Annotated in this window: 24 protein-coding genes; 11 read left to right on the forward strand and 13 right to left on the reverse strand. The window is 73.3% G+C overall.

Annotated features, from left to right (window positions below; genetic code table 11):
* From EAO70_RS00005 to EAO70_RS00020, 4 genes are all read left to right on the forward strand, one after another.
* Positions 1 to 545: polysaccharide deacetylase family protein (locus EAO70_RS00005; RefSeq protein ID WP_148000971.1), on the forward strand; the 545-nt coding region annotated here is incomplete at its 5' end.
* A 109-nt stretch (positions 546 to 654) separates the two neighbouring features.
* Positions 655 to 1740: a YncE family protein gene (locus EAO70_RS00010; protein ID WP_410090890.1), complete on the forward strand. Its 1086-nt coding sequence runs from the start codon at positions 655 to 657 to the stop codon at positions 1738 to 1740.
* A 155-nt stretch (positions 1741 to 1895) separates the two neighbouring features.
* Positions 1896 to 2111, forward strand: a complete 216-nt coding sequence (locus EAO70_RS00015) for an EF-hand domain-containing protein (protein ID WP_148000972.1) — start codon at positions 1896 to 1898, stop codon at positions 2109 to 2111.
* 547 nt (positions 2112 to 2658) lie between these two features.
* Complete coding sequence (locus EAO70_RS00020) at positions 2659 to 2919, forward strand: hypothetical protein (RefSeq protein WP_148000973.1); 261 nt, start codon at positions 2659 to 2661, stop codon at positions 2917 to 2919.
* A gap of 43 nt (positions 2920 to 2962) precedes the next feature.
* Here EAO70_RS00020 and EAO70_RS00025 read toward each other — a convergent pair whose 3' ends face one another.
* Positions 2963 to 3907 carry a helix-turn-helix transcriptional regulator gene (locus EAO70_RS00025; RefSeq protein WP_261992555.1) on the reverse strand — a complete coding sequence of 315 codons (945 nt, stop codon included), beginning with the start codon at positions 3905 to 3907 and terminating at the stop codon, positions 2963 to 2965.
* A 189-nt stretch (positions 3908 to 4096) separates the two neighbouring features.
* Between EAO70_RS00025 and EAO70_RS00030 the strand changes: the two genes are divergently transcribed.
* Positions 4097 to 4624 (forward strand): hypothetical protein, encoded by a 528-nt coding sequence (locus EAO70_RS00030; protein WP_148000974.1) that lies wholly within the window; start codon positions 4097 to 4099, stop codon positions 4622 to 4624.
* Between the two features lie 52 nt (positions 4625 to 4676).
* Positions 4677 to 5282, forward strand: coding sequence for a response regulator transcription factor (locus EAO70_RS00035; RefSeq protein WP_148000975.1), 606 nt, complete (start codon positions 4677 to 4679; stop codon positions 5280 to 5282).
* Between the two features lie 95 nt (positions 5283 to 5377).
* Here EAO70_RS00035 and EAO70_RS00040 read toward each other — a convergent pair whose 3' ends face one another.
* The 4 genes from EAO70_RS00040 to EAO70_RS00055 form a co-directional block, all read right to left on the reverse strand.
* Positions 5378 to 6493: a 3-dehydroquinate synthase II family protein gene (locus tag EAO70_RS00040; RefSeq protein ID WP_148000976.1), complete on the reverse strand. Its 1116-nt coding sequence runs from the start codon at positions 6491 to 6493 to the stop codon at positions 5378 to 5380.
* Positions 6465 to 7454 carry a 2-amino-3,7-dideoxy-D-threo-hept-6-ulosonate synthase gene (locus EAO70_RS00045; RefSeq protein ID WP_148000977.1) on the reverse strand — a complete coding sequence of 330 codons (990 nt, stop codon included), beginning with the start codon at positions 7452 to 7454 and terminating at the stop codon, positions 6465 to 6467. Before EAO70_RS00045 ends, EAO70_RS00040 begins: the two co-directional genes overlap by 29 nt.
* Positions 7451 to 9133, reverse strand: coding sequence for a class I adenylate-forming enzyme family protein (locus EAO70_RS00050; protein WP_148000978.1), 1683 nt, complete (start codon positions 9131 to 9133; stop codon positions 7451 to 7453). The genes EAO70_RS00045 and EAO70_RS00050 overlap by 4 nt, the downstream gene beginning before the upstream one ends.
* Before the next feature lie 88 nt (positions 9134 to 9221).
* Positions 9222 to 10682, reverse strand: coding sequence for a multicopper oxidase family protein (locus EAO70_RS00055; RefSeq protein ID WP_187283649.1), 1461 nt, complete (start codon positions 10680 to 10682; stop codon positions 9222 to 9224).
* A gap of 376 nt (positions 10683 to 11058) precedes the next feature.
* On the opposite strand from EAO70_RS00055, the gene EAO70_RS00060 reads away from it, so the two are divergent.
* From EAO70_RS00060 to EAO70_RS00070, 3 genes are all read left to right on the forward strand, one after another.
* The gene (locus EAO70_RS00060) at positions 11059 to 12597 is read left to right on the forward strand and encodes a SagB family peptide dehydrogenase (RefSeq protein ID WP_261992556.1); all 1539 of its coding nucleotides are present in this window, start codon (positions 11059 to 11061) and stop codon (positions 12595 to 12597) included.
* A 142-nt stretch (positions 12598 to 12739) separates the two neighbouring features.
* Positions 12740 to 12916 carry a thiazolylpeptide-type bacteriocin gene (locus tag EAO70_RS00065; protein ID WP_073912617.1) on the forward strand — a complete coding sequence of 59 codons (177 nt, stop codon included), beginning with the start codon at positions 12740 to 12742 and terminating at the stop codon, positions 12914 to 12916.
* Between the two features lie 36 nt (positions 12917 to 12952).
* Positions 12953 to 13123 carry a thiazolylpeptide-type bacteriocin gene (locus EAO70_RS00070; protein WP_015036315.1) on the forward strand — a complete coding sequence of 57 codons (171 nt, stop codon included), beginning with the start codon at positions 12953 to 12955 and terminating at the stop codon, positions 13121 to 13123.
* Positions 13124 to 13258: 135 nt separating this feature from the next.
* On the opposite strand, the gene EAO70_RS00075 is transcribed toward EAO70_RS00070, so the two are convergent.
* The 3 genes from EAO70_RS00075 to EAO70_RS00085 all read right to left on the reverse strand — a co-directional run bounded on the left by EAO70_RS00075 (position 13259) and on the right by EAO70_RS00085 (position 15295).
* The gene (locus EAO70_RS00075; protein ID WP_148000979.1) at positions 13259 to 13822 is read right to left on the reverse strand and encodes a DUF7010 family protein; all 564 of its coding nucleotides are present in this window, start codon (positions 13820 to 13822) and stop codon (positions 13259 to 13261) included.
* A gap of 169 nt (positions 13823 to 13991) precedes the next feature.
* Positions 13992 to 14675: a hypothetical protein gene (locus tag EAO70_RS37485; protein WP_187283650.1), complete on the reverse strand. Its 684-nt coding sequence runs from the start codon at positions 14673 to 14675 to the stop codon at positions 13992 to 13994.
* Positions 14676 to 15112: 437 nt separating this feature from the next.
* On the reverse strand, positions 15113 to 15295 hold the full coding sequence (locus tag EAO70_RS00085) for a hypothetical protein (RefSeq protein WP_148000980.1): 183 nt from the start codon (positions 15293 to 15295) through the stop codon (positions 15113 to 15115).
* Positions 15296 to 15396: 101 nt separating this feature from the next.
* On the opposite strand from EAO70_RS00085, the gene EAO70_RS00090 reads away from it, so the two are divergent.
* On the forward strand, positions 15397 to 16059 hold the full coding sequence (locus EAO70_RS00090; RefSeq protein ID WP_148000981.1) for a hypothetical protein: 663 nt from the start codon (positions 15397 to 15399) through the stop codon (positions 16057 to 16059).
* A gap of 88 nt (positions 16060 to 16147) precedes the next feature.
* Here EAO70_RS00090 and EAO70_RS00095 read toward each other — a convergent pair whose 3' ends face one another.
* From EAO70_RS00095 to EAO70_RS00110, 4 genes are all read right to left on the reverse strand, one after another.
* Entirely contained in the window at positions 16148 to 16531 is a 384-nt protein-coding gene (locus tag EAO70_RS00095) for a VOC family protein (RefSeq protein ID WP_148000982.1), read from the reverse strand.
* A 61-nt stretch (positions 16532 to 16592) separates the two neighbouring features.
* Positions 16593 to 16940 carry an ArsR/SmtB family transcription factor gene (locus tag EAO70_RS00100; protein WP_148000989.1) on the reverse strand — a complete coding sequence of 116 codons (348 nt, stop codon included), beginning with the start codon at positions 16938 to 16940 and terminating at the stop codon, positions 16593 to 16595.
* Between the two features lie 188 nt (positions 16941 to 17128).
* On the reverse strand, positions 17129 to 17515 hold the full coding sequence (locus EAO70_RS00105) for an anti-sigma factor antagonist (RefSeq protein WP_148000983.1): 387 nt from the start codon (positions 17513 to 17515) through the stop codon (positions 17129 to 17131).
* Positions 17516 to 17523: 8 nt separating this feature from the next.
* On the reverse strand, positions 17524 to 17871 hold the full coding sequence (locus EAO70_RS00110) for an ArsR/SmtB family transcription factor (protein WP_148000984.1): 348 nt from the start codon (positions 17869 to 17871) through the stop codon (positions 17524 to 17526).
* Between the two features lie 189 nt (positions 17872 to 18060).
* Here EAO70_RS00110 and EAO70_RS00115 point away from each other — a divergent pair, with 189 nt between their 5' ends.
* On the forward strand, positions 18061 to 18789 hold the full coding sequence (locus tag EAO70_RS00115; RefSeq protein ID WP_261992558.1) for an NADPH-dependent F420 reductase: 729 nt from the start codon (positions 18061 to 18063) through the stop codon (positions 18787 to 18789).
* A 225-nt stretch (positions 18790 to 19014) separates the two neighbouring features.
* On the opposite strand, the gene EAO70_RS00120 is transcribed toward EAO70_RS00115, so the two are convergent.
* On the reverse strand, positions 19015 to 19659 hold the full coding sequence (locus EAO70_RS00120; protein WP_148000990.1) for an isochorismatase family protein: 645 nt from the start codon (positions 19657 to 19659) through the stop codon (positions 19015 to 19017).
* Positions 19660 to 19744 lie beyond the last annotated feature (85 nt).

The raw sequence follows: 19744 nt of genomic DNA on the forward strand, positions 1-19744 counted from the left end.
TCCACGGCCAGGGTGACCCCGCCCTCGCCCGGACGCTCCTCGGCCAGGCCGAGAAGGCCGGCGCCCGCGTCACCGTCCTCGCCGTCGGCAGCTGGCTCGACCAGCACCCCGACCTCGCCCGCCGCGTCCTCGACGGCGGACACGACCTCGGCAACCACACCCAGCGGCACATCGACGTCAACGACATGACCGAGACCGAGGCCCTCGCCGAGATCGAGGCCTGCGCCGGCCGGCTGCGCCGCCTCACCGGCTCCATCGGCACCTGGTTCCGGCCCTCCCGCACCCAGCACGCCGCCCCCGCCGTCCTGCGCGCCGCCCGCCGCGCCGGCTACCCGCACGTCCTCTCCTACGACGTCGACTCCCTCGACTTCACCTCGCCCGGCGCCCCCGCCGTCGTCCACAACGTCACCGGCTCCGTCCGCGCCGGATCCGTCGTCAGCCTGCACTTCGGCTACCCGGACACCGCCGCCGCGCTGCCCCTCCTCCTCGCCGAACTCGACCGCCGCGGACTGCGCGCGGTCACCACCACGGAGCTGCTGACCTGATGGCACACCGCACGCAGAGACACCCCGCGCAGCCCCACCGCACCCGGCGGCCCCTCACGCGCGGCACCAGGATCCTCCTCGCCGCCGCCCTCCTCACCGCGCTCGCCGGCTGCGGCGGCGGGGACCCGGGCGGCGCCGCAGGGGGAGAGCTTGTCGGGCCGCCGCCGGACTCCCCGGGATGCCGCCCCTCCTCGACCCGAAGGACGTCTACGCCGCCGACCGGCCCGACAAGCTCTCCCCGGTCGTCAAGGACTTCCCCTCCCGGGTCTACGTCCCCAACACCAACTCCAACACCGTCTCCGTGATCGACCCGGCCACCTACCAGGTCGTCGAGACCATCCCCGTCGGCAACCAGCCCCAGCACGTCGTGCCCTCCTGGGACCTGAAGACCCTCTGGGTCAACAACAACCGGGGCCACACCCTGACCCCCATCGACCCGGCCACCGGCCGCGCCGGCAAGCCCGTCGAGGTCCACGACCCGTACAACCTGTACTTCACGCCCGACGGCAAGTACGCCGTCGTGATGGCCTCGCTCGACCGCGAGCTCGTCTTCCGCGACCCGCACACCATGGAGCGGAAGAAGACCGTCCCGGTCAGCTGCTACGGCGTCAACCACGCCGACTTCTCCGCCGACGGCCGCTACTTCGTCGTCTCCTGCGAGTTCTCCGGCGAACTGCTCAAGGTCGACACCGAGCGGATGGAGGTGATCGGCCGGCAGAAGCTGCCCTTCCAGGGCGCCATGCCGCAGGACGTGAAGATCTCCCCGGACGGCAGGACCTTCTACATCGCCGACATGATGGCCCACGGCATGTGGGTCCTCGACGGCGAGAAGTTCACCACCCCGACCCTGATGCCCACCGGCAAGGGCGCCCATGGGCTCTACGTCAGCCGGGACTCCCGCGAGATGTACGTCCCCAACCGCGGCGAGGGCTCCGTCTCGGTCTTCGACTTCGAGAAGGGCCGGCTCACGAAGAAGTGGTGGCTGCCGGACGGCGGGTCCCCCGACATGGGCGGCGTCTCCGCCGACGGCAAGGTCCTCTGGCTCTCCGGCCGCTACGACTCCGAGGTGTACGCGATCGACACCGCGACCGGGAAGCAGCTGGCCCGCATCCCCGTCGGCAGCGGCCCCCACGGCCTCGCCGTCTACCCGCAGCCGGGCCGCTACTCCCTCGGCCACACGGGAGTCTTCCGCTAGGCCGCCCGGGGCCCGCCGGGGGTGCGGCCCCGGGCGGCGCCCCGGGGCCCGCCGGGGGAGCCGTACCACCGCCCCGCTCGTCCCCCGCGCATCCGGCGTGGCCGGGCCAGCTAATCTGACCCCCGTCAGAGAAGCACCAAGAAGGGGCGGAAGCAGTGGCGGACATCGACTCGGCACGCACGGCATTCAACCGGTTCGACGCCGACGGGGACGGCTTCATCACGGCCGCGGAGTACAAGAGCCTCATGGCGCAGCACGGTGACTTCCACGTCACCGAGTCGGTCGCCGAGGTGCTCATCAAGCAGCGTGACGACAACGGTGACGGCGTCCTCTCCTGGGACGAGTTCTGGGCCCACTACAGCAAGGCCTGACCCACCCGCCCCGACGGGCCGCAACACCGCGTTGCCGCCCGTCCGGGGCCCGGTGACGCCCGCCCGGTGACCTCTCCCGGACGCGCGCGGACACGCACGGACGTGTTCCGCCCCCTGCCGCCTCCCGGCACCCCCGATCCGCACGGCGTCTTTCCCCGTGCGTTCCCGTGACGCCTCCCGGGAACCCCCCGCGCGACACCCGCGGCCCGGCCGTCCGTCCCGTGCCCGTGGCACGTCGCCGCATCACATGCCGGTGGCCGGATCCGGGCCCGATGTGTGAACGATCTCCCCCGGGCCCCTCACCTGGCCTTCTGGCCGGAAGAGGAGGGTCCGCCCGGGGCTTCTACCCGTACTTCCGCGCAGGTCGCGCGGCAGCTCATTGCCAGGCAGCTTCCTGGCCTGTCCGGAAGCGGACAGCCGAGGCACCCCGGTGATTATCTCTAGGTGTGCAGCCGGGGAGGCCGAAAAGCCACCGGCCGCCAAGGACCTCCAGACACGCACGTACGCCGCACTCGTACCGCATCCGCACCAGGAAACGGAGACCCACATGTCCTGTCGCCCCCGCCGCGCAAGCAGTGTCCTCGCCGCCGTCGCCGCCGCCGTCCTCGGTGGTCTGGTGCTGGCCTCCCCGGCCGAGGCCGCGCCCGCCGCCCCGCACACCGTCGCTCAGCGCGGCGACGACTTCGTCTGGCCGACCCCGCCGCACCCGCAGATGCCCGACCTGCCGTGCGTGCCCACGCTGCCCGGCATGCCCTGCGTCATCGACCTCCCGGACGACTTCGTCTGGCCCGTCGCCCCCCGGGACTGACCACCATGAACACCATGACCGCCGCCACGGCCGCCGCCCCGCTTCAGATCCACTCCCGGCGGGTCGCCTGCACCCCCGCCTCGAACCGGCTCGACGCGCCCAGCCGCTCCATCAGGTCGGCCACGATCCGCCGCTCCGTCCGGACGCCGATGCCCAGCGCACGCGCCACGGCCTCGTCGGTCAGACCGCTCGCCAGGAGCTGGAGCAGCTTGCGCTCCTGCGGGGTGAGTCCGCCGGGCAGGGCGTCCCCCGGCCCGTTCAGCGGCGAGGCGTGCTCCCAGTAGGCCTCGAACAGGGCGCGCATGGCCATGACCACCGGCTGGCTGCTGAAGAGCAGCGCGGACGGCTGGGCCTGGCCCGGCAGCCCGGCGACCACCGCCGCCGTCGTGTCCACGATGAGCAGTCGCATCGGAAGCGTCGGCGAGGTGCGGATCTCGCTGTTCCGGTCCGCCATCCACTGGGCGTGCGCCCGGGTGACCCGGTCACCGGCCACGCTGTCCAGGTAGATGGTCCGGAAGCGGACGCCCCGCTCCATGGCCCGCTCGTTCAGCGGCCGGCCGGCCTCGACGGACTCCTCCGTCAGGGCCTTGCCGGGATGGAAGGCGAGGGACTCGCGCGTACAGGACTCGGCCAGTGACTCGAGCCGGGTGCGGATGTCGTCGACGTTGTCGAGGTGCTCCGCCCCGTCGAGACCGCCCGACCGGCCCGAGGCCGTGTACTCGGCGGCGAGGGCGGCGAGGGCGGCCCGGTTCTGCTCGATCCGCTGCTGCCGCGAAGCGAGTTCGCGCTCCTCGCGCTGGAGCAGCACCTTGAGGCCGAGCGACGGGTTCACCGCGCGCATCCGGCCCGGGCTGTCCCGGGACGGGGCCAGCAGGGAGAGCCTCGTCAGCAGGTGGAGCGCCTCCTCGACCTGCTCCGTCGTACAGCTCAGCAGTTTCGCCAGACGCTCGGGATCGTGCTCCTTGTGGAACAGGATCGCGCGGTACACGCCCAGTGTGTGTTGATCGAGTGACGAGACCTCGTCCACGGTGTCCCCCAACGGTCGTACCGCCCCGGGGTCGATCGGGGCGGAGTTCCGAACCGGGGCCGGTGCCCCATGCGCCCGAGCGCCCCGGTTCACCCCATTCACCAGATCATCACGCTACCTGCTCGACGATCTCCTCGAAAGGGACGTCACGTGCTCCAGACCGGTTCCTCCCCGCCGCGGCTCGACGGTCTCGTCGTCCTCGTCGTCGACGCCACCACGGGTGTCGGCCGGGAGCTCGCGACACGGCTGAGCGCCGCCGGGGCGGTCGTCGCCGTCGTCGGCGCCGGCCACCCGGACCGCGACGACGACGCCGCCACCAACGCGGCCTTCCTCTGCAAGGCGCTCAGCGACGCGGGGCTGCTCGCCCTGCCGTACCGGATCGACGTCCGTGATCCCACGGAGGCCGGCCGGCTGCCCGCGCAGATCGCCGCCGACGCGGCCCCGGTCAACGCCGCCGTCGTGGTCCTGCCGGCACCGGACACCCCCGGCGAACTGCCGGACGCCTTCCGCGCCGTGTCGGCCGCCCTCGCGGCGGCCCTGCCGCCGGGGGCCCGGCACATCGAGCGCACCCCGGCCGCCGCGGCCGGACCCGACACGACGACGGCCGGGGACCGCACCTGGCTCCGCTCCGTCGTCGACAGCCTGGCCGCCGACGCGGCGCGGGCGACCAGCCGCTGAGACCGGCGGTCCGCGAGGGCCGCCGCCACAGAAGTCACCACGGGGGAGAGACATGTCCATTCGCGTCGTCGTGGCCGGTGACCACCAACTGGTCCTGGAAGCCTTCGCCGAGACCCTGAACGGCACCAACGGCCTGGACGTCGTGGGCCTCGCCACGACCTTCGAGGCGGTGCTCCCGGCCGTCCAGCGGCACCGGCCCACGGTGCTCCTGCTCGGCGAGAGCACCATGGGGGGCAAGGCGCTGCACGCCGCCACCCAGGTGCGCTCGCACCACCCGGGCTGCGGTGTGGCGCTGATGGTCGGCTCGGCCACCCCGTCCGTGGTGGACCGGGCGGTGGCGGCCGGCGCGCTCGGCGTCGTCCCCAAGACGGCCCGGCTGCCCCAGCTGATCACCACCCTCGTCGGGGTCGCGGGAGGCTGCCTCACGGTCGATCCGGGACTGCTCCGGACGCCGGCGGCGGGGGAGAGGGTGCTCAGCGTCCGGGAGACGGACGTACTCAGGCTGACCGCAGGCGGAGCGACGGTCAAGGAGATCGCGGGCGAGCTGTACCTCGCGGCGGGGACGGTACGGAACCTCACCTCGGCGGCGATCAAGAAGCTCGGGGGGCGCAACCGGTTCGACGCGGCGCGCATCGCCGCCGAATGCGGGCTGCTGTGAGGGCGGCGGCGGGGCCCGGACGCGCGCCGGCCCCGGCACGAGGCGTGCCGGGGCGGGGCTTCACGACAGGGTGGAGCAGGGCGCTCCGTGCGCTCCTACTTCTCCAGGCAGAACTCGTTGATCGGGTAACCGACATGGCGGTCGGCCGTCGGCAGGTGACCCAGGATGCGGTCGCCCGGCTTGAGTTCGGTGCTGTTGAGCACCGAGGCGCCGGGGCCGAGGACCCGGACGTGCCAGTCGTCCTGGAGGATCAGGTTGACCGTCTGGCCGCTCGGCGCGACCGCGTCGATGGAGATGAGCGGACGGGTCTCGATCTTCACCCGGCCGACGCTGACCGGCCGGGTGCGGCCGTCGACGTCGACCGCCAGAACGGAACTGCCGGCGTGCAGCTCGCTCAGGTAGTGCGTGCGGCCGTTCTGCCCCACGGTGTACGAGTGCAGGGCACCGGCGTTCACCCGGAACGGACGGGTCGGCATGTACGGCAGCGGGTGGGTCTCGCTGACGCACAGGACCATGCCCTTGGAGTGGGAGCCCACCAGGATGCCCTCGTCCTTGCGGAAGTGGGTCGTGGTGTCGACGCAGGCACGCTCGCCCATGCCGATGTGCGTGGTCGCCGTGACCTCCAGCTCGACCAGGGAGATCTCCCCGCCGTGCGCGGTCGCCGCGGTCCGCAGGGCCGTCGCGTCGCCGACCGTACGGCCCCGCATCAGGACCCCGTCCGAGCCGTGCTCCAGGACGCCGTACAGGATCTCGGCCTCCTCGGTGTCGGCGGCCGTCGTCACGATGGAGCCGGACGCGCCCGAGGCGGCCGCGATGACGATCTCCAGCGGGATCTTCGTCGGGTCGCGGAAGTCGAGGACGCTCCACGCCTCCAGCCGGGCCGCCAGGCAGGCGTCCTCCAGCGTGTCGGCGTCGACGATCTCCACGTACCGGCCGAACTGCACGTCCGGGTGGGCCGCTTCGAGTTCGGCGCGGGCGTCCTTCGGGCCGGGGACGACCACGACGTCGGTCTCGCCGAGGTCGGCGGGCACGGTGGTGGCGCCGTCCTCGAAGAGCAGGACCTTGCGGACCGTGGGCGGCAGGCCGGCGAACACGGCCGGGTCGGCGGCGACGATGCCGTCGATCTTCTGGTGCACGGCCTCCTCGAGGACGGCGGCGGTGGCGGCGCCGGCCTCGCGGATGTCAAGCCAGCACAGTTTGGCGTCCGTCATGATGCGGACCTCCTGTCAGATGGTCGAGAGACGTGCCGTCGAGCGACGGGGCGTCGTGGTGGGTGTCGTCGTGGTGCGGGTCGTCGAGCGGGGTGCCGTCGAGGTGGTCGGGGGTGAGGCGTTCGCTGTGAAGCCGCTCCCGGCCGCCCGACTCGCTGAACGGTCCTGTGGTGAAGTGCTGTTCGGGGAAGTGGTGCACGATCCTGGCGACCTTGGCCGCCAGCGCCCGCGGGTCCTTGGCCTGGAAGATGTTGCGGCCCATGGCCACCCCGCCCGCCCCTCCGGCGATGGCGTCCCTGACGTACGCCAGGACGTCCTCCTCCTTCTCCAGGGCGGGTCCGCCGGCCACGAGCACCGGCACCGGGCAGGCCGCGGTCAGGTCGAGCATCTCCGCGGTGGATCCGAGGAAGACGGTCTTGACCAGGTCCGCGCCCAGGTCCGCGGCGATCGTCACGGCGTGCGCCACGACCGCGGGGTCCCGGGGGTCGCTGATCCGCGGCCCGCGCGGGTACACCATCGCGAGCAGCGGCAGGTTCCAGCGGTCGCAGGCGTCGGCGATCCGGCCGAGGTCGCCGATCTGCTGCCGCTCGTCGTCGGAGCCGAGGTTGACGTGGACGCTGACCGCGTCCGCGCCGAGGCGGAGGGCCTCCTCGACGCCGGCGACGACGTACTTGGCGTTGGGGTCGAGCGCCTGGCTGGTGCTCGCGTTGAGGTGGATGATCAGCGACATCGCGGCGAACCGCTCCGGGCTGATGTGCCGGACGCTGCCCTTGTGCACGACGACGGCGTCGGCGCCGCCGGCCGCGATCCGGGCGGCGAGCTGGTCCAGCGTCGTGCCCTTGGGCACCACCGGACCGTCGTGGATCGAATGGTCGAGAGGGGTGATCATCAGGCCGGCCGTGCTGTGGCGGTAGAGCCGCCGAAGCCGCAGCGACCGGGCGAAGTGGCCGAAACCGGTCATGGAACGCCCTTTCTGGTTCGCGAGGAGGCGTGATCGGGCTGGTGACCCGCGCCGCTCACGCGGACGGGGTCGTCCCGCGCGGTGGCTCCGCGCGGGGAGCTGAGGGCCGGCCCGCCGCCGCGCGGGCCGCCCGCGGCGGTGGCGCGGGCGCCCGACGCGACGGGGTCCGGCGGCGAGACGGAGCGGAGGTAGGCGCGGTCCGGTTTGCCCGAGGGGGTGAGGGGCAGCCGCGGCCAGACCGAGACGCGTACCGGAGTGTGCTCCGGGGTCAGCGCCGCGGCCACGTAGCCCCGCAGGTCGCAGGAGGTGTGCCCGGCCCCCGAGTACAGCTCCACGGCCGCGTGCACCTGCTCCACCCAGTCGCGGTCCCGCACCCCGAACACCGTCGCCTGGCGCACCTGCGGATGGCGCATCAGCGCCTCCTCGATGGCCGCCGGGTCCAGCTTGAGCCCGCCGTGCTTGATCACGTCGCCCACCCGGCCGTCGAGCCGGAGGTAGCCGTACCGGTCCCAGTGCCCCAGGTCCCCGGTGCACAGCCAGCCGTCGCGGAAGACCGTCCCGGTGCGCTCCTCGTCGCCGAGGTAGCCGGCCGTGACCGTCGGCGAGCTGATCCAGATCTCGCCCGACACCCCCCGCTCCACCTGGGGGCCGCCGCCGGGACCGCGGATCTCCACCCGGACCCAGGGGAAGGGGCGGCCCGCCGAGCCGAGCAGTTCCGGCTCGCGGTGGTCCAGCGGGTTGAGGCTGCTGATGCCGCCCGCCTCCGTCGTCCCGTACACCTGGATGAGCACGTCGCCGAAGAGCTCGACGGCCCGCGCCACCCGTGCCGGCGCCGCCGGGGTGCCGCTGTAGGTGATGCGACGCAGCGACGACAGGTCGGTGAGCGGGGCGGCCGGATGGTCCAGGAGCCGGTAGAGGTGCGGGACGGCGAGGTAGACGTCGGTGACCCCGTGCCGCTCGAAGGCGTCCAGGACGTCGCCCGCGTCGAACTCGTCGTGCAGCACGACCCGTCCGCCGCTCGCGAGGACCGCGTCGGCCATCGGCGCGGTCGTGTGGCTGATCGGCGTGACGGACAGCAGCGTCGCGGGTCCCCGGGGATCGAGGCCATCGGCGAGGCGGCCGACCAACTCCTCACGCGTGTCGTACCGCTGGGCGACCATCTTCGGCCGTCCGGTGCTCCCGCTGGTGAACTCGACGGTCGCGAGGTCCCCCGGCCGCGGCTCGGGGAGCCGGGCCGGCAGTGCTTCGGCGGGTCCGGCCGCCGTCCCCCAGGGGACGGTCAGCGCGGTCACGGCCGGGACGCGGCGGGTGAGCCAGTCGCCGCGCTCGGCGCTCTCGTCGTCGACGAGCAGCACCGACACCCGCAGGTCCTCCAGGAGCCGGGCCTGGGTGGAGACCGAGAAGGTCTCCGTGTCGGTCCGCGGGTTCATCGACCGCACGTACACGGAGGTGGCGCCCAGGAGATGGACGGCGTACCGGGCGCCGAGCATCAACGGCCGGTTGGGGCCGGTCAGCACGGCGACGGTGTCGCCGGGGCGGACGCCGCGGGAGTGCAGCAGGGCCGTGGTGGCCCGCACCGAGCCGGCGAGCCGGCCGGCGGTGACGGCCTCGTCGGCGCGATGGATCACCACGCGCCCGGGGTCCTTTCCGAGGGCGTCGAGAATGCGGCGTACGTACATGGTTCCTCCTTTCCGAAGATGAGGAGTTGAGAGAAGAGGAGTGGAGACGAGGAATTCGGAGACGAGGAGTTCGAAGGTGCGGAGGGAACTACGAGATGCGCATCTGCGCCATCATTCCCATGGCGCTGTGGTCGATCATGTGGCAGTGGTAGGGAAAGACACCGCGGTGCGTGTCGAAGGTCAGCTGGAGTTTCGCGGTCTGCCCCGGGAAGAGGAGCACGGTGTCCTTGAGTCCGGCCTCCGCCGGATAGACCGGCATGCCGTCCCGTTCGAGGATCCGGAACTGCACCAGGTGGGTGTGGAAGTTGTGCGGGACGGTCGTGCTGGTGTTCTTGACCGTCCACACCTCGGTGGACCCCCAGGCGATCTCGGTGTCGATCCGGGCGTGGTCGAAGGTCTTCTCGTTGATGTAGGCGAGGTGACCGGTGCCCGGCTCGTCCATCCGCAGCTCGAAGCTCCGCTCCACGGTCGGCGCGGGCAGCGGCGGCAGGGTGGTGAGGACGTCCGGCACGCGGCTGGTGTCCGGCACCTTCTCCTCGACGTCGAAGCGCATGATCTGCCCGACGAGCTCGGTCGGCCCGGGGCCCAGCATGTTCGCCAGGGTGACCTGGGTGCCCGGCGCGTACCGGGAGAAGTCGATGACGAAGTCGGCGCGCTCGCCGGGGGAGAGGACGACCACCGGCGAGGGCGCGGGCGCGGGCAGCAGTCCGCCGTCCGAGCCGACGTGGATGATCGGGCTGCCGTCGGAGAGCGCCATCACGAAGATCCGCAGGTTGCAGGAGTTGACCATCCGGAAGCGGTACTTGCGGGCCTTGACCTTCATGTACGGCCACGGGGCCCCGTTGACCAGGATGGTCGTGCGGTTCAGGGCGTCGTCCATCGTGTAGACCATCTGCCCCGCCGCGTCGAAGTGCGCGTCCCGGAGGATCAGCGGCACCTCGTACGGCCCCGAGGGCAGTCCGAGCGCGTCCTCGGCCTCGTCGCCGAGGAGGTAGAGCCCGGACAGGCCGCGGTAGACGTGCTCGGACTCCGTGTGGTGCGCGTGGTCGTGCGTCCACAGCGTGGCGCCCACCTGCCGGTTGGCGTACACGTACGTCTTCGAGCGGCCCGGCTGGATCAGGTCCATCATCCCGCCGTCCTGGTCCTGGGGGTTGTTGCCGCCGTGCAGGTGGACCGAGGTCGGGGCGTTCAGCGCGTTGATCTGCTTCACGACCGTGGTGCGCCCGCTGCGGGCCCGGATCGTGGGGCCGGGGAACGTGCCGTTGTAGGTCAGGACCTCGGTCCGCAGCCCGGGCAGGATCCCGACCCGCGCCCGGCGCATGGTGACCGCGTAGTAGTCGGCCGACCGCGTCCTGCGGTACGGGGCGAGGACCCGGGGCCTCGGCAGCGGCACGGTGAACGGGGTGACCGCGGGCGGGCCGGCGGGCGGCTCGGCGGCCACCGCCGGCGTACCGGAGGTGAGGCTCTGGAACACCCCGCCGGCCGCGCCGACAGCGCCGACGGCACCGGCCGTGAGTCCGAGTCGTATCGCGTTGCGGCGAGAGAACACAGCGGATTCCTAACGTGACGGTTTTCCGGGAACGGTGGTGGATTCGTTCTCCGAGCATGGGCGCGAAACGCCGGAACTCCGAGCGCGTGCGCCCCGGTTCTTGCATGTGTCACGCGATCGATGACCTCGGTCATATCCGCCGGTCGGTACGGGAATCCGGCACTCCGGGATGACGGGAGTCACGGCGCGGAATGCGGTCCGTCACGCCCCGGCCGGGAAATGTCACCGGATACGGCGGCCGCGGATCGGGCGCGTGCTCCCCGCGCGAGAGTGGGGCCCGGCGTCTGCCCTGCGTACGGCGCCCCGTCCGTCCGCCGGCCCCGGGGCCCGCACGGCCCCGGCGCCGGACCGTCATCCTCGCGCCCACGGAGGCACCGTGCAGACCACGCAGACCCCCTCGGACACCGGCCCGCGCCCCCTCGAACCCGCCGACGCCGTACCGGCGTTCACCGGCGGCGTCCYTGTCCTGTTCGCCGCCGGCGACGGCGACGTCGCGACCCTCGCCGGGCCCGCCACCTCCCTCGCCCTCCGCCCCATCCGGGACGGCGTCCGGACCGCCCTGGAGCGCCTCGCCGAAGGACCGCTGCCCGCGGCGGAGTTGTACGAGGGACTCCGCCCCGCCGAGCGCGTCCAGTTCGACCGGGTCCTCGACCGCGCCCGGCACCTGGTCGCCCACGCCGTCCTCGCCCGGGGCGGCGGCCGCGAGCTCCTCCGCCTGGAACCGGTGGCGCGCGACGCCGCGTACACACCGGTCCGCGTCCCCGCCGGCGCCACCGTCCGCCTCTCCCGCTTCGCCTTCTGCCGCACCCGGGAGGGCGCCCTCGTCCTGGAGTCGCCGCTCGTCAAGCTGCGGGCGGTGCTCACCGACCCGGCGGCCAGGGCCCTGGCCGCCGCGCTGGGCGAACCCGGCACCCCCGCCCGGCTCGGCGCGGACGCCGGACTCGACGAGACCGGCACCGCCGACGTCCTCGGTCACCTCGTCGGCGCCGGGTTCGCCGAACTCGCCGACGAGGCAGGGGTCTTCGCCTCCGACGGCGAACCCGTGCTGCGCCAGTGGGACTTCCACGACCTCCTCTTCCACTCGCGCGTCCGCTCCGGCCGCTACGACGACGTCTTCGGCGCCGTCTACCCGCACCGCGGCGCCGTCGAGCCCCGGCCGGCCGTGCGCCCCGTCCCCGAGGGCCCCGCCGTGCCCCTCCACCGGCCGACCCGGGAGGAGATCGCCGCGCACGACCCGTCCCTCACCACCGCGATCGAGACCCGGCGGTCCATCCGCGGCTACGGCGACCAGGAGATGACCGCCCGCCAGCTCGGCGAGTTCCTCTACCGCGTCGCCCGCGTCCGCGCCCACTACACGCCGGAACCCGGCAGCGACCGCGACGAGGTCGTCTCCCGCCCCTACCCGAGCGGCGGCCAGGGCTACGAGCTGGAGCTGTACGTCACCGTACGGCGCTGCGCGGACCTGGTCCCCGGCATCTACTACTACGACCCCGTCGGCCACCGGCTCGTCCTGCGCAACGAGGACGAGGCCGACCGCGAGTCCCTCTTCCACGTGGCCTCCCGGGCCACCGGCATGGAGGCGCGTCCCGACGTCCTCGTCACCGTCACCGCCCGCTTCCAGCGCATGTCGTGGAAGTACCGGGCCATCGCCTACGCGACCACGCTCCGGCACACCGGCGTGCTCTACCAGACCATGTACCTGGTCGCGACGGCCCTCGGGCTTGCCCCGTGCGCCCTCGGCAACGGCGACGCCGACATGTCCGCGCGGGTGCTCGGCCTGGACTACCTCCAGGAGTCCTCGGTGGGCGACTTCCTGCTCGGCAGCCGGCGTCCGGACGACTCCGTCGCAGGTGAGCCGGGGGAAGGGTGGCGGATGCTCAACAGCCCCGAGTGGTCCCTTCCCGAGAACCCCTGAGTCCGTCCGGCATGACGCCGGTTATTCCGGCCGTGATAAACGTCAGGCGGAACTCGGAAAGTCTGGTGCGGGGCAGTGTGGGTCAGCATTATTGGTGTTGCAGCCAAACGGTTGCCGAGAAGAATTCGGAAAGGAATTCAGAATGAGCATCGACGACATCAAGCAGGGCCAGGACGCGGACAAGGCGTTCGAGAACTTCGACGTCGACGAGCTGGAGACCCTCGAGGTCGCCCAGGGCGTGGCGCTCCCCGAGATGGGCGCCTCCAGCGGCTCGATCGGCACCTCGTCCTCCAGCTCCTCCACCTGCTCCGCCTGCTGACAACCCCCCAACCGAAACGCTGAAAGGAAACACACCATGAGCATCGACGACATCAAGAACGGCGACGACGCGGCCTTCGACAACTTCGACGTCGCGGAGCTGGAGACCCTCGAGGTCGCCCAGGGCGTGGCCCTCCCGGAGATGGGTGCCTCCAGCGGCTCGATCGGCACCTCGTCGTCGTCCTCCTCCACCTGCTCGGCCTGCTGACCGAGTAACCGGAGCTGAACGCACGACACACGAAGGATGCGACCGCCCGGCCCAGGCCGGGTGGCGCATCCTCGCGTGCGTCGCGGTGTCCCGCTCGGGACGGAGTCGGCCGCGCGGGCGGTGGCGTGCCGGCCGTCAGCCGCGCAGCGCGACGTGGAAGGACGAGGCCCAGAGCACGACCGCCGCGCCCAGGCCGACCACCGTGCGGATCGTCTCCGCCGTGGTGCCGGCCGCGAGCACGACGAGCCCCACCAGCGCGACCGCCGTCAGGAGGATCGCGGTCCAGGTGTACTGCCCCTGGTCGAACAGGCGCGCGAGCGGGAAGAAGTGCAGGCCCACGACCAGGCAGATCCCGACCGGGATGAACTCCGGGTGGCCCGAGGCGTTCGACGCGGCGATGACCGCGAAGATCGCCACCAGCTCGGCCACGTTGACCAGACCGACCCCCCGGTTCCACTTCTCCGGGAGGCGGACGAGGCGGGTCACCGGACCCGCGGTGCCCCGGAAGGCGAACACCACCGCGCCGGCGGTCACGGCGGCCGCGACCACCCCGACCGCGACGGACACGGGCACCGCCGCTATTCCCGAACCGCCCGCGAAGGCCCAGACGAGGGCGAAGACGGCGAGGACGATCGCCCCGCGGCGGCGCAGGTTGCGCGTGAGTGCGAGGCACTCGGCGTCGGTGGTTTCCGTAGTCATGGCGCGGACCCTACAACCACACTCCGCGATGATCCGACCGCGTTGTCTGTTTTCAGCCAGACGGCGCGGACCGCCGCGAACCGAGCCGTGGCCCGAGCGTCACGGAATGGGTGACACATGTCAGCCCGAACCCTTTTCCCCTATCCCCGCGCAATTCCCCGGCACATGATTACGGCCGGAAGCTGAAGAAAGCCCAGGACGTTGTTCTCGAATTCTCGGAAGGTGCGAAAGCATGGGGGTTGATGCGCTGGAGCGCACTGCCGTGAAGCCGGATTCCGACGGCCTGACGGGAGTGCGGCTGCACACACGGATGCCGGTCACACCGGCCTGGCTCGCCCGGTACGTCGTACCGGTCGCCCGCGCGCTGAACGAGGCGGGCGCTCCCGCCGTCCAGCTGCGCCGCGGGTGGCTGCACGGGCCGCACGTCGACATCCTCGCCCGCGACGCCACCGGCGTCCCGGGCGGCGGACCCGACTGGGAGGGCGTCGCCCGGGCCCTGGACGCCGGCCCGCTCGACCCGCCCCGGGCCCTCACCGAGGAGACCTACCTCGACCAGGCCCGCGAGTTCGGCCGCCTGGAGGCCGTCCAGCCCCCCTACCTGCCGCTGCGCGAGCACGGCGCCGTCGAGCGGATCGAGCGCGCCGGCCAGGACGGGGCCGTCACCCGCGACCCGCGCCTCGACCGCTTCCGCACCGTCGTGCACGGGGCCCTGACGCCCGCACTCCTGCGGACGGTCGACGACCTCGCCGGCGAGCCCGGCTCCGGCACGCTCCGGCTCGCCGAGGCCTTCGTCGCCCTCGCCGACACCCACACCCTCGGCCTCGGCTACGGGGTCTTCTCGCCCCGCTCCCACGTCGAGGCCTTCCTCGCCTGGGCCGCGCCCACCAAGGACGTCCGCCCCGTCTTCCGGGAGCGCCTCGCCAAGGACGCGCCGGTGCTCCGCCGGGTCGTCGAGCAGCGGCTGAGCGGCGAGGTCTCCGCGACCGCCGCCACCTGGCGCACCGGACTCGCCTACGGCGCTGGGGCGTTGGAGAGCGCCGTCGCCGCCGGGACCCTCACGCTGGACCTCCTCGACGGCGCCACCGCCGGGCTCGACCGCTCGGAGATGGGCCCGCCCGGAGCGACCACCGTCGTCCCGCAGGGCGAGCAGCCCGACAGCGACTTCCACCGGACCGTCGGCGAGGCGGGCGTGACCTCGGCCCCGTCCCCGTGGTTCGCGTCCTTCCGTCTCCTCACGAACCTCTTCTACGAGCAGCTGCCGCTGCTCACCGTCTCCCCGATGCAGCGCTACTACACCTGCTTCGCCGTCGCCGAGACGGTCGACGAGGTCCTCGGCGTCTCCTGGCGCGAGCGCATCGCCGCGAACAGCGCCGCCGCGAACGGCCGCGCCGCCGACACCGGCGCCGGGGACAGCAGCGCCGGGAACAACAGCGCGGCCGACACCCGGGCCGCGAACACCAGCGCCGGGAGCACGAGTTCCGCCGCCCCCGCCCCGAGCTCCGCTCCGGGCCCCCACGACCGCGCCCTCCGCCGCCTCGGCCGGCGGCCGTCCCCGGCGGCGTACCGGCAAGGTCGTGGGGGCGGCCGTGGCCGTCGTGCTGGCCGTGGGGATCCCGGTCGCCGCCCTGTCGTGGGACTGGCGGCCGGGCGACCCGGGGAGCGGGCCGTCCGGCGCGTCCCCGTCGCACCGGGGCCCGGTCGCCCAGGGGCCCGGCGCGTCCGGGACGCCCACCGCGAAGGCGACCCCGACCACGGCGCCGACGACGGAGGACGCCGAGCCGGTGAAGAAGGACCTCCTGACGCCCGCCGGGATCCGGGCCGCCATCGCCGCGATCAAGGAGGCGTCCGGCGGGACCCTGGTCACCAGCTTCGTCGTGTACCCCGACTACGCGATCGCCGAGTCGGTGGTCAAGGGCAGCACGAAGCGGTACGACCGGTACATGTACCGGGGCGAGGACGCCGCCGTCCGCCAGGGCTCGGGCACGGCCTTCCCCGGCTCGGTGCCCGCCGATCTGAACGACTTCGACTGGGACGTCCTGCCGGCCCTGATGAAGCGCGCGGACAAGGAACTGGGCGTCGACGAGCCCACCACCCGCTACTTCGTGCTCAACCCCGCCTCGTCCGTCTTCGGGACCAAGCCGGGCATGAGCGTCTACCTGTCCGACGCGTACGGCTCCGCCTACCTGACCGCGGACGCGAAGGGCCGGGTGACGGCGACCTACCCCCGCGAGAACTGACCCGCCCCGCCGCCGTCCCCGGCCGGGGGTCGGAGCGGCGCGGGGTACCGCAGGGGTGCCGGGCGCTCGTCGGCCGGGCGCTCGTCGTTCAGGCGGGGGTGACCGTGCGGTCGGACGTGCTGCGGAGGACGCAGAACTCGTTGCCCTCGGGGTCGGCGAGGACCGCCCAGCCCGTGCCGTCGGCGTTGCGGTGGTCGGCGGCCAGGGTGGCGCCCAGGGCCAGCAGCCGGTCGACCTCCTCGTCGCGCGAGGTCGTCGGGCGCAGGCACAGGTGGAGGCGGTTCTTGGACGTCTTCGCCTCCGGTACCTGCTGGAAGTGGAGGACCGGGCCGTCCTGGAGCATCACCTGGGTCTCCGGGGAGCCCGGCCCGCTCTCCGGGTCCAGTGGACCGCCGGTCACCCCGCTCCAGAACCGGGCCAGGCCATAGGCATCCGTACAGTCGATCGCCACGTTCTGCACCACTGAGTACATGCCGCTCAGCGTGGCGGACGACCCCCTGCCGCCGCAAAGGGCACGCGGTGGGCGGGACCCCTCAGGGGCTCTCCTCGCGGGGTGCCGGGGCCCGGTGGTCGTCCGGGGGTTCGGCGCGGCCGGCCAGGACGCCGGTGAGGATCAGCCGGGCGGTGCGCAGGAGTTCGGCGACCTGAGGGCTCGTCAGCGCGTAGTACACCGCGGTGCCCTCGCGCCGGGCGACGACCAGGTCGGCCCGTCGGAGGACGGCCAACTGCTGGGACAGGTAGGCCGGTTCGACGCCGGTGTCGCGGAGCATCTCCGAGACGCCGTGCTCGCGTTCGCTCAGCAGCTCCAGGACGCGGATACGGACGGGGTGTCCGAGGGTCTTGAAGAACTCGGCCTTCGATCGGTAGAGCGGCACGCTCATCGCACCCACCCCGCACGTCGGCCCGGCACCCTGCAGCATGCCCCCATCCTCGCCCTTGCCGCGGCGGAAACCCACCACGGACGGCGCGGGATCGGATCATGGCCGGAACCTGCCAGGTCGGCCCGGCACCCGGGTGCGCTCCTGACCGGAATCGGACGGTACGTGAGCGGTGGTGCCCTGACGTCGGGTCAGGTGGTCGGCCAGGCGTCGCTGCGCCACGCCCGCTGCTCCGCGCCCGCGTCGCGGTGCGCGGCGAGCGCCGCGGCCAGGTCGCGGTGGATCAGGACGGGGGGTCCTTCGCCCCCCGGGACCAGGGAGCCGTCGGCGGGTATCGCGGCCAGTTCGAGGGCGCGGCCCGCGGCCCGCAGCCGGAGCGCGGCGTCCGCGACGGCGACCTGGCCGCCGGCCGACCAGCCCCGCAGCCGGGTCAGGTCGAGGACGACCGGCCCCGTGCCGCGCGCGACCGCCCAGCCCACCGCCCCGCTGAACCGGCTCACGGCGTCGGCTCCCAGGAAGCCGGCCAGGGACAGCACGCCCAGATCCTGCTGGACGGTGTAACGCCATTCGATGGTCATGTGCCTCGTCATCCTTCTCGTACGGCGGTCGCTGCGGGAGCACGGGTGGGCCGCGGGGGCGGCGGGGCGGAGGCGATCTCGGCGAGGATCCGCCGGGCGGCCCGCATGAGCGGGGCCACGTCGGCCGGGGCGAGGGTGTACACGACGGTGGAGCCCTCGCGGGTGGCGGTGACGATGCCGGAGCGGCGGAGCACGGCGAGCTGCTGCGAGAGCGCGGCCGGCTCGACCTCGATCCGGGTGAGCAGGTCCCGGACGGGCAGGGGCCCGCCCTGGAGCAGTTCGAGGACCCGGACGCGTACAGGATGGCCCAGCATGCGGAAGAACCCGGCCTTGGCCTGGTGCAGCGGAACCGGCACGGTGTCCTCCGGGGGCGCGGGGTGCGCGGGCGGTCGCTGCGTCCCGGCGGGTGTCCACGGGCGCGGCCCGACCAGGATGTATCCAATTGCAGAAATGTGCAATTTACCTATGTCACGTTCTGAGACGGTCCGGCGCGCGGCGCGGGAAAGGGGTCCGCTCCGCCGGGAACAGACGGCGGGTGGCGGCGGCTGCACCAGAGGACCACCGGAGCAGGCAGCCGGGACGGAAGACCCGAACGGACAGAAGGAAGCACCATGAAGATCGGCATCATCGGCGCCGGCAACATCGGCGGCAATCTGACCCGACGCCTCACGACCCTGGGCCACGACGTGTCCGTGGCCAACTCGCGCGGTCCGGAGACCCTCGCCGCCCTCGTCGAGGAGACCGGCGCCCGCGCCGTCACCGCGTCGGAGGCCGCGCGGGGCGCCGAGATCGTCGTCGTGACGGTCCCGCTGAAGAACGTCCCCGACCTTCCGGCCGGGTTCCTCGACGGCGCGGCGGAGGGATTCACCGTCATCGACACCGGCAACTACTACCCGCGCGAGCGGGACGGCCGGATCGACGCGATCGAGGACGAGGGGCTGACGGAGAGCCGCTGGACCGAGCAGCGGATCGGCCACCCGGTCGTCAAGGCGTTCAACGGCACCTACGCCCAGGACATCCTGGACCGGCCGCGCCCGGCGGGAGACCCGGAGCGCCTCGCCCTGCCGGTGGCGGGCGACGACGCGGCGGCGAAGGAGAAGGTGCGGCTCCTCGTCGACGAGCTGGGCTTCGACTCGGTCGACGCGGGCGGCATCGACGACTCCTGGCGCCAGCAGCCGGACACCCCCGTCTACGGCCTCCGGGAGGGCGTGGACGGCGTGGTGAAGGCACTGGCGGCGGCCTCGCCCGAGCGGCCCGAGGGCTTCCGGGGCTGACCACGCCCCGGCCCCACGCCGGCCGTACGCCTACCGGTGAGGAACGCCCTGCCCCTGTTCCCGCGCCCGCCTCAGCCGACGGCGGCGGCCGGGGCGGGCGCGGGAACAGGGGGGTGACCGTACGGGCCTGCGACGTCACGTTCGTGGCGCCCGCCTCCGCCCCGGCCGCCGCCCCGGCCGCCGCCGTCGGCTGAGGCGGGCGCGGGAACAGGGGCAGGGCGTTCCTCACCGGTAGGCGTACGGCCGGCGTGGGGCCGGGGCGGAGGCGGGCGCCGCGAACGTGACGTCGCAGGCCCGTACGGTCACCTCCGCGTCGCTGCCCAGGGCGTAGGCGGCGACGCGGGAGACCGTCGCCGCCGGGATGACGTCGCTGATGCCGGGCGCCGCCGGCACGTCCTGGGTGGCGTGGGCGTCGTACGGGACGACGACCCGGTAGTCCTGCGCCAGAGCCGTACGCGCCGTGGCGTACACGCACATCTCGGACATCACGCCGCAGACGGCGATCGCCCGCACTCCGGCGCCGGCCAGGACCGTGCCCAGTGCGGTCTCCTCGAAGCCGTCGTCGTACGGCTTGCGGATGACGAGCTCGCGCGGCCCGGGTTCCACGGGGTGGTGCAGCTCCCAGCCCGGCGTGTGGGGTTCGTCCTCCGCGCCGGGCTCCCCGTCGTTCTGGAGGTGGACGACCAGCGCCCCGTCCCTGCGGGCCCGCGCGAGGAGGTCGGCCGTACGGTCGACGAGCCGCGCGGCGGCGGGCACCGCCCCGTCACCGGTGACGAAGGCCGACTGGACGTCCACCACGATCAGGGCGTCCACGGGCGGGAGGTTCGGGGTGTCCGCGGTGGGCGGGGCGGTCTCGGCGTACGGGCTCATCCGACCATGTTCCCGCCCACCGGCCCCTGCTGCCAGGGGATTTCGGACCAGGCGGCGACCGGTCCCGACCGTCCCGCGACCGGTC

The organism is Streptomyces sp. adm13(2018) (assembly GCF_008042145.1).
Taxonomy (GTDB): domain Bacteria; phylum Actinomycetota; class Actinomycetes; order Streptomycetales; family Streptomycetaceae; genus Streptomyces.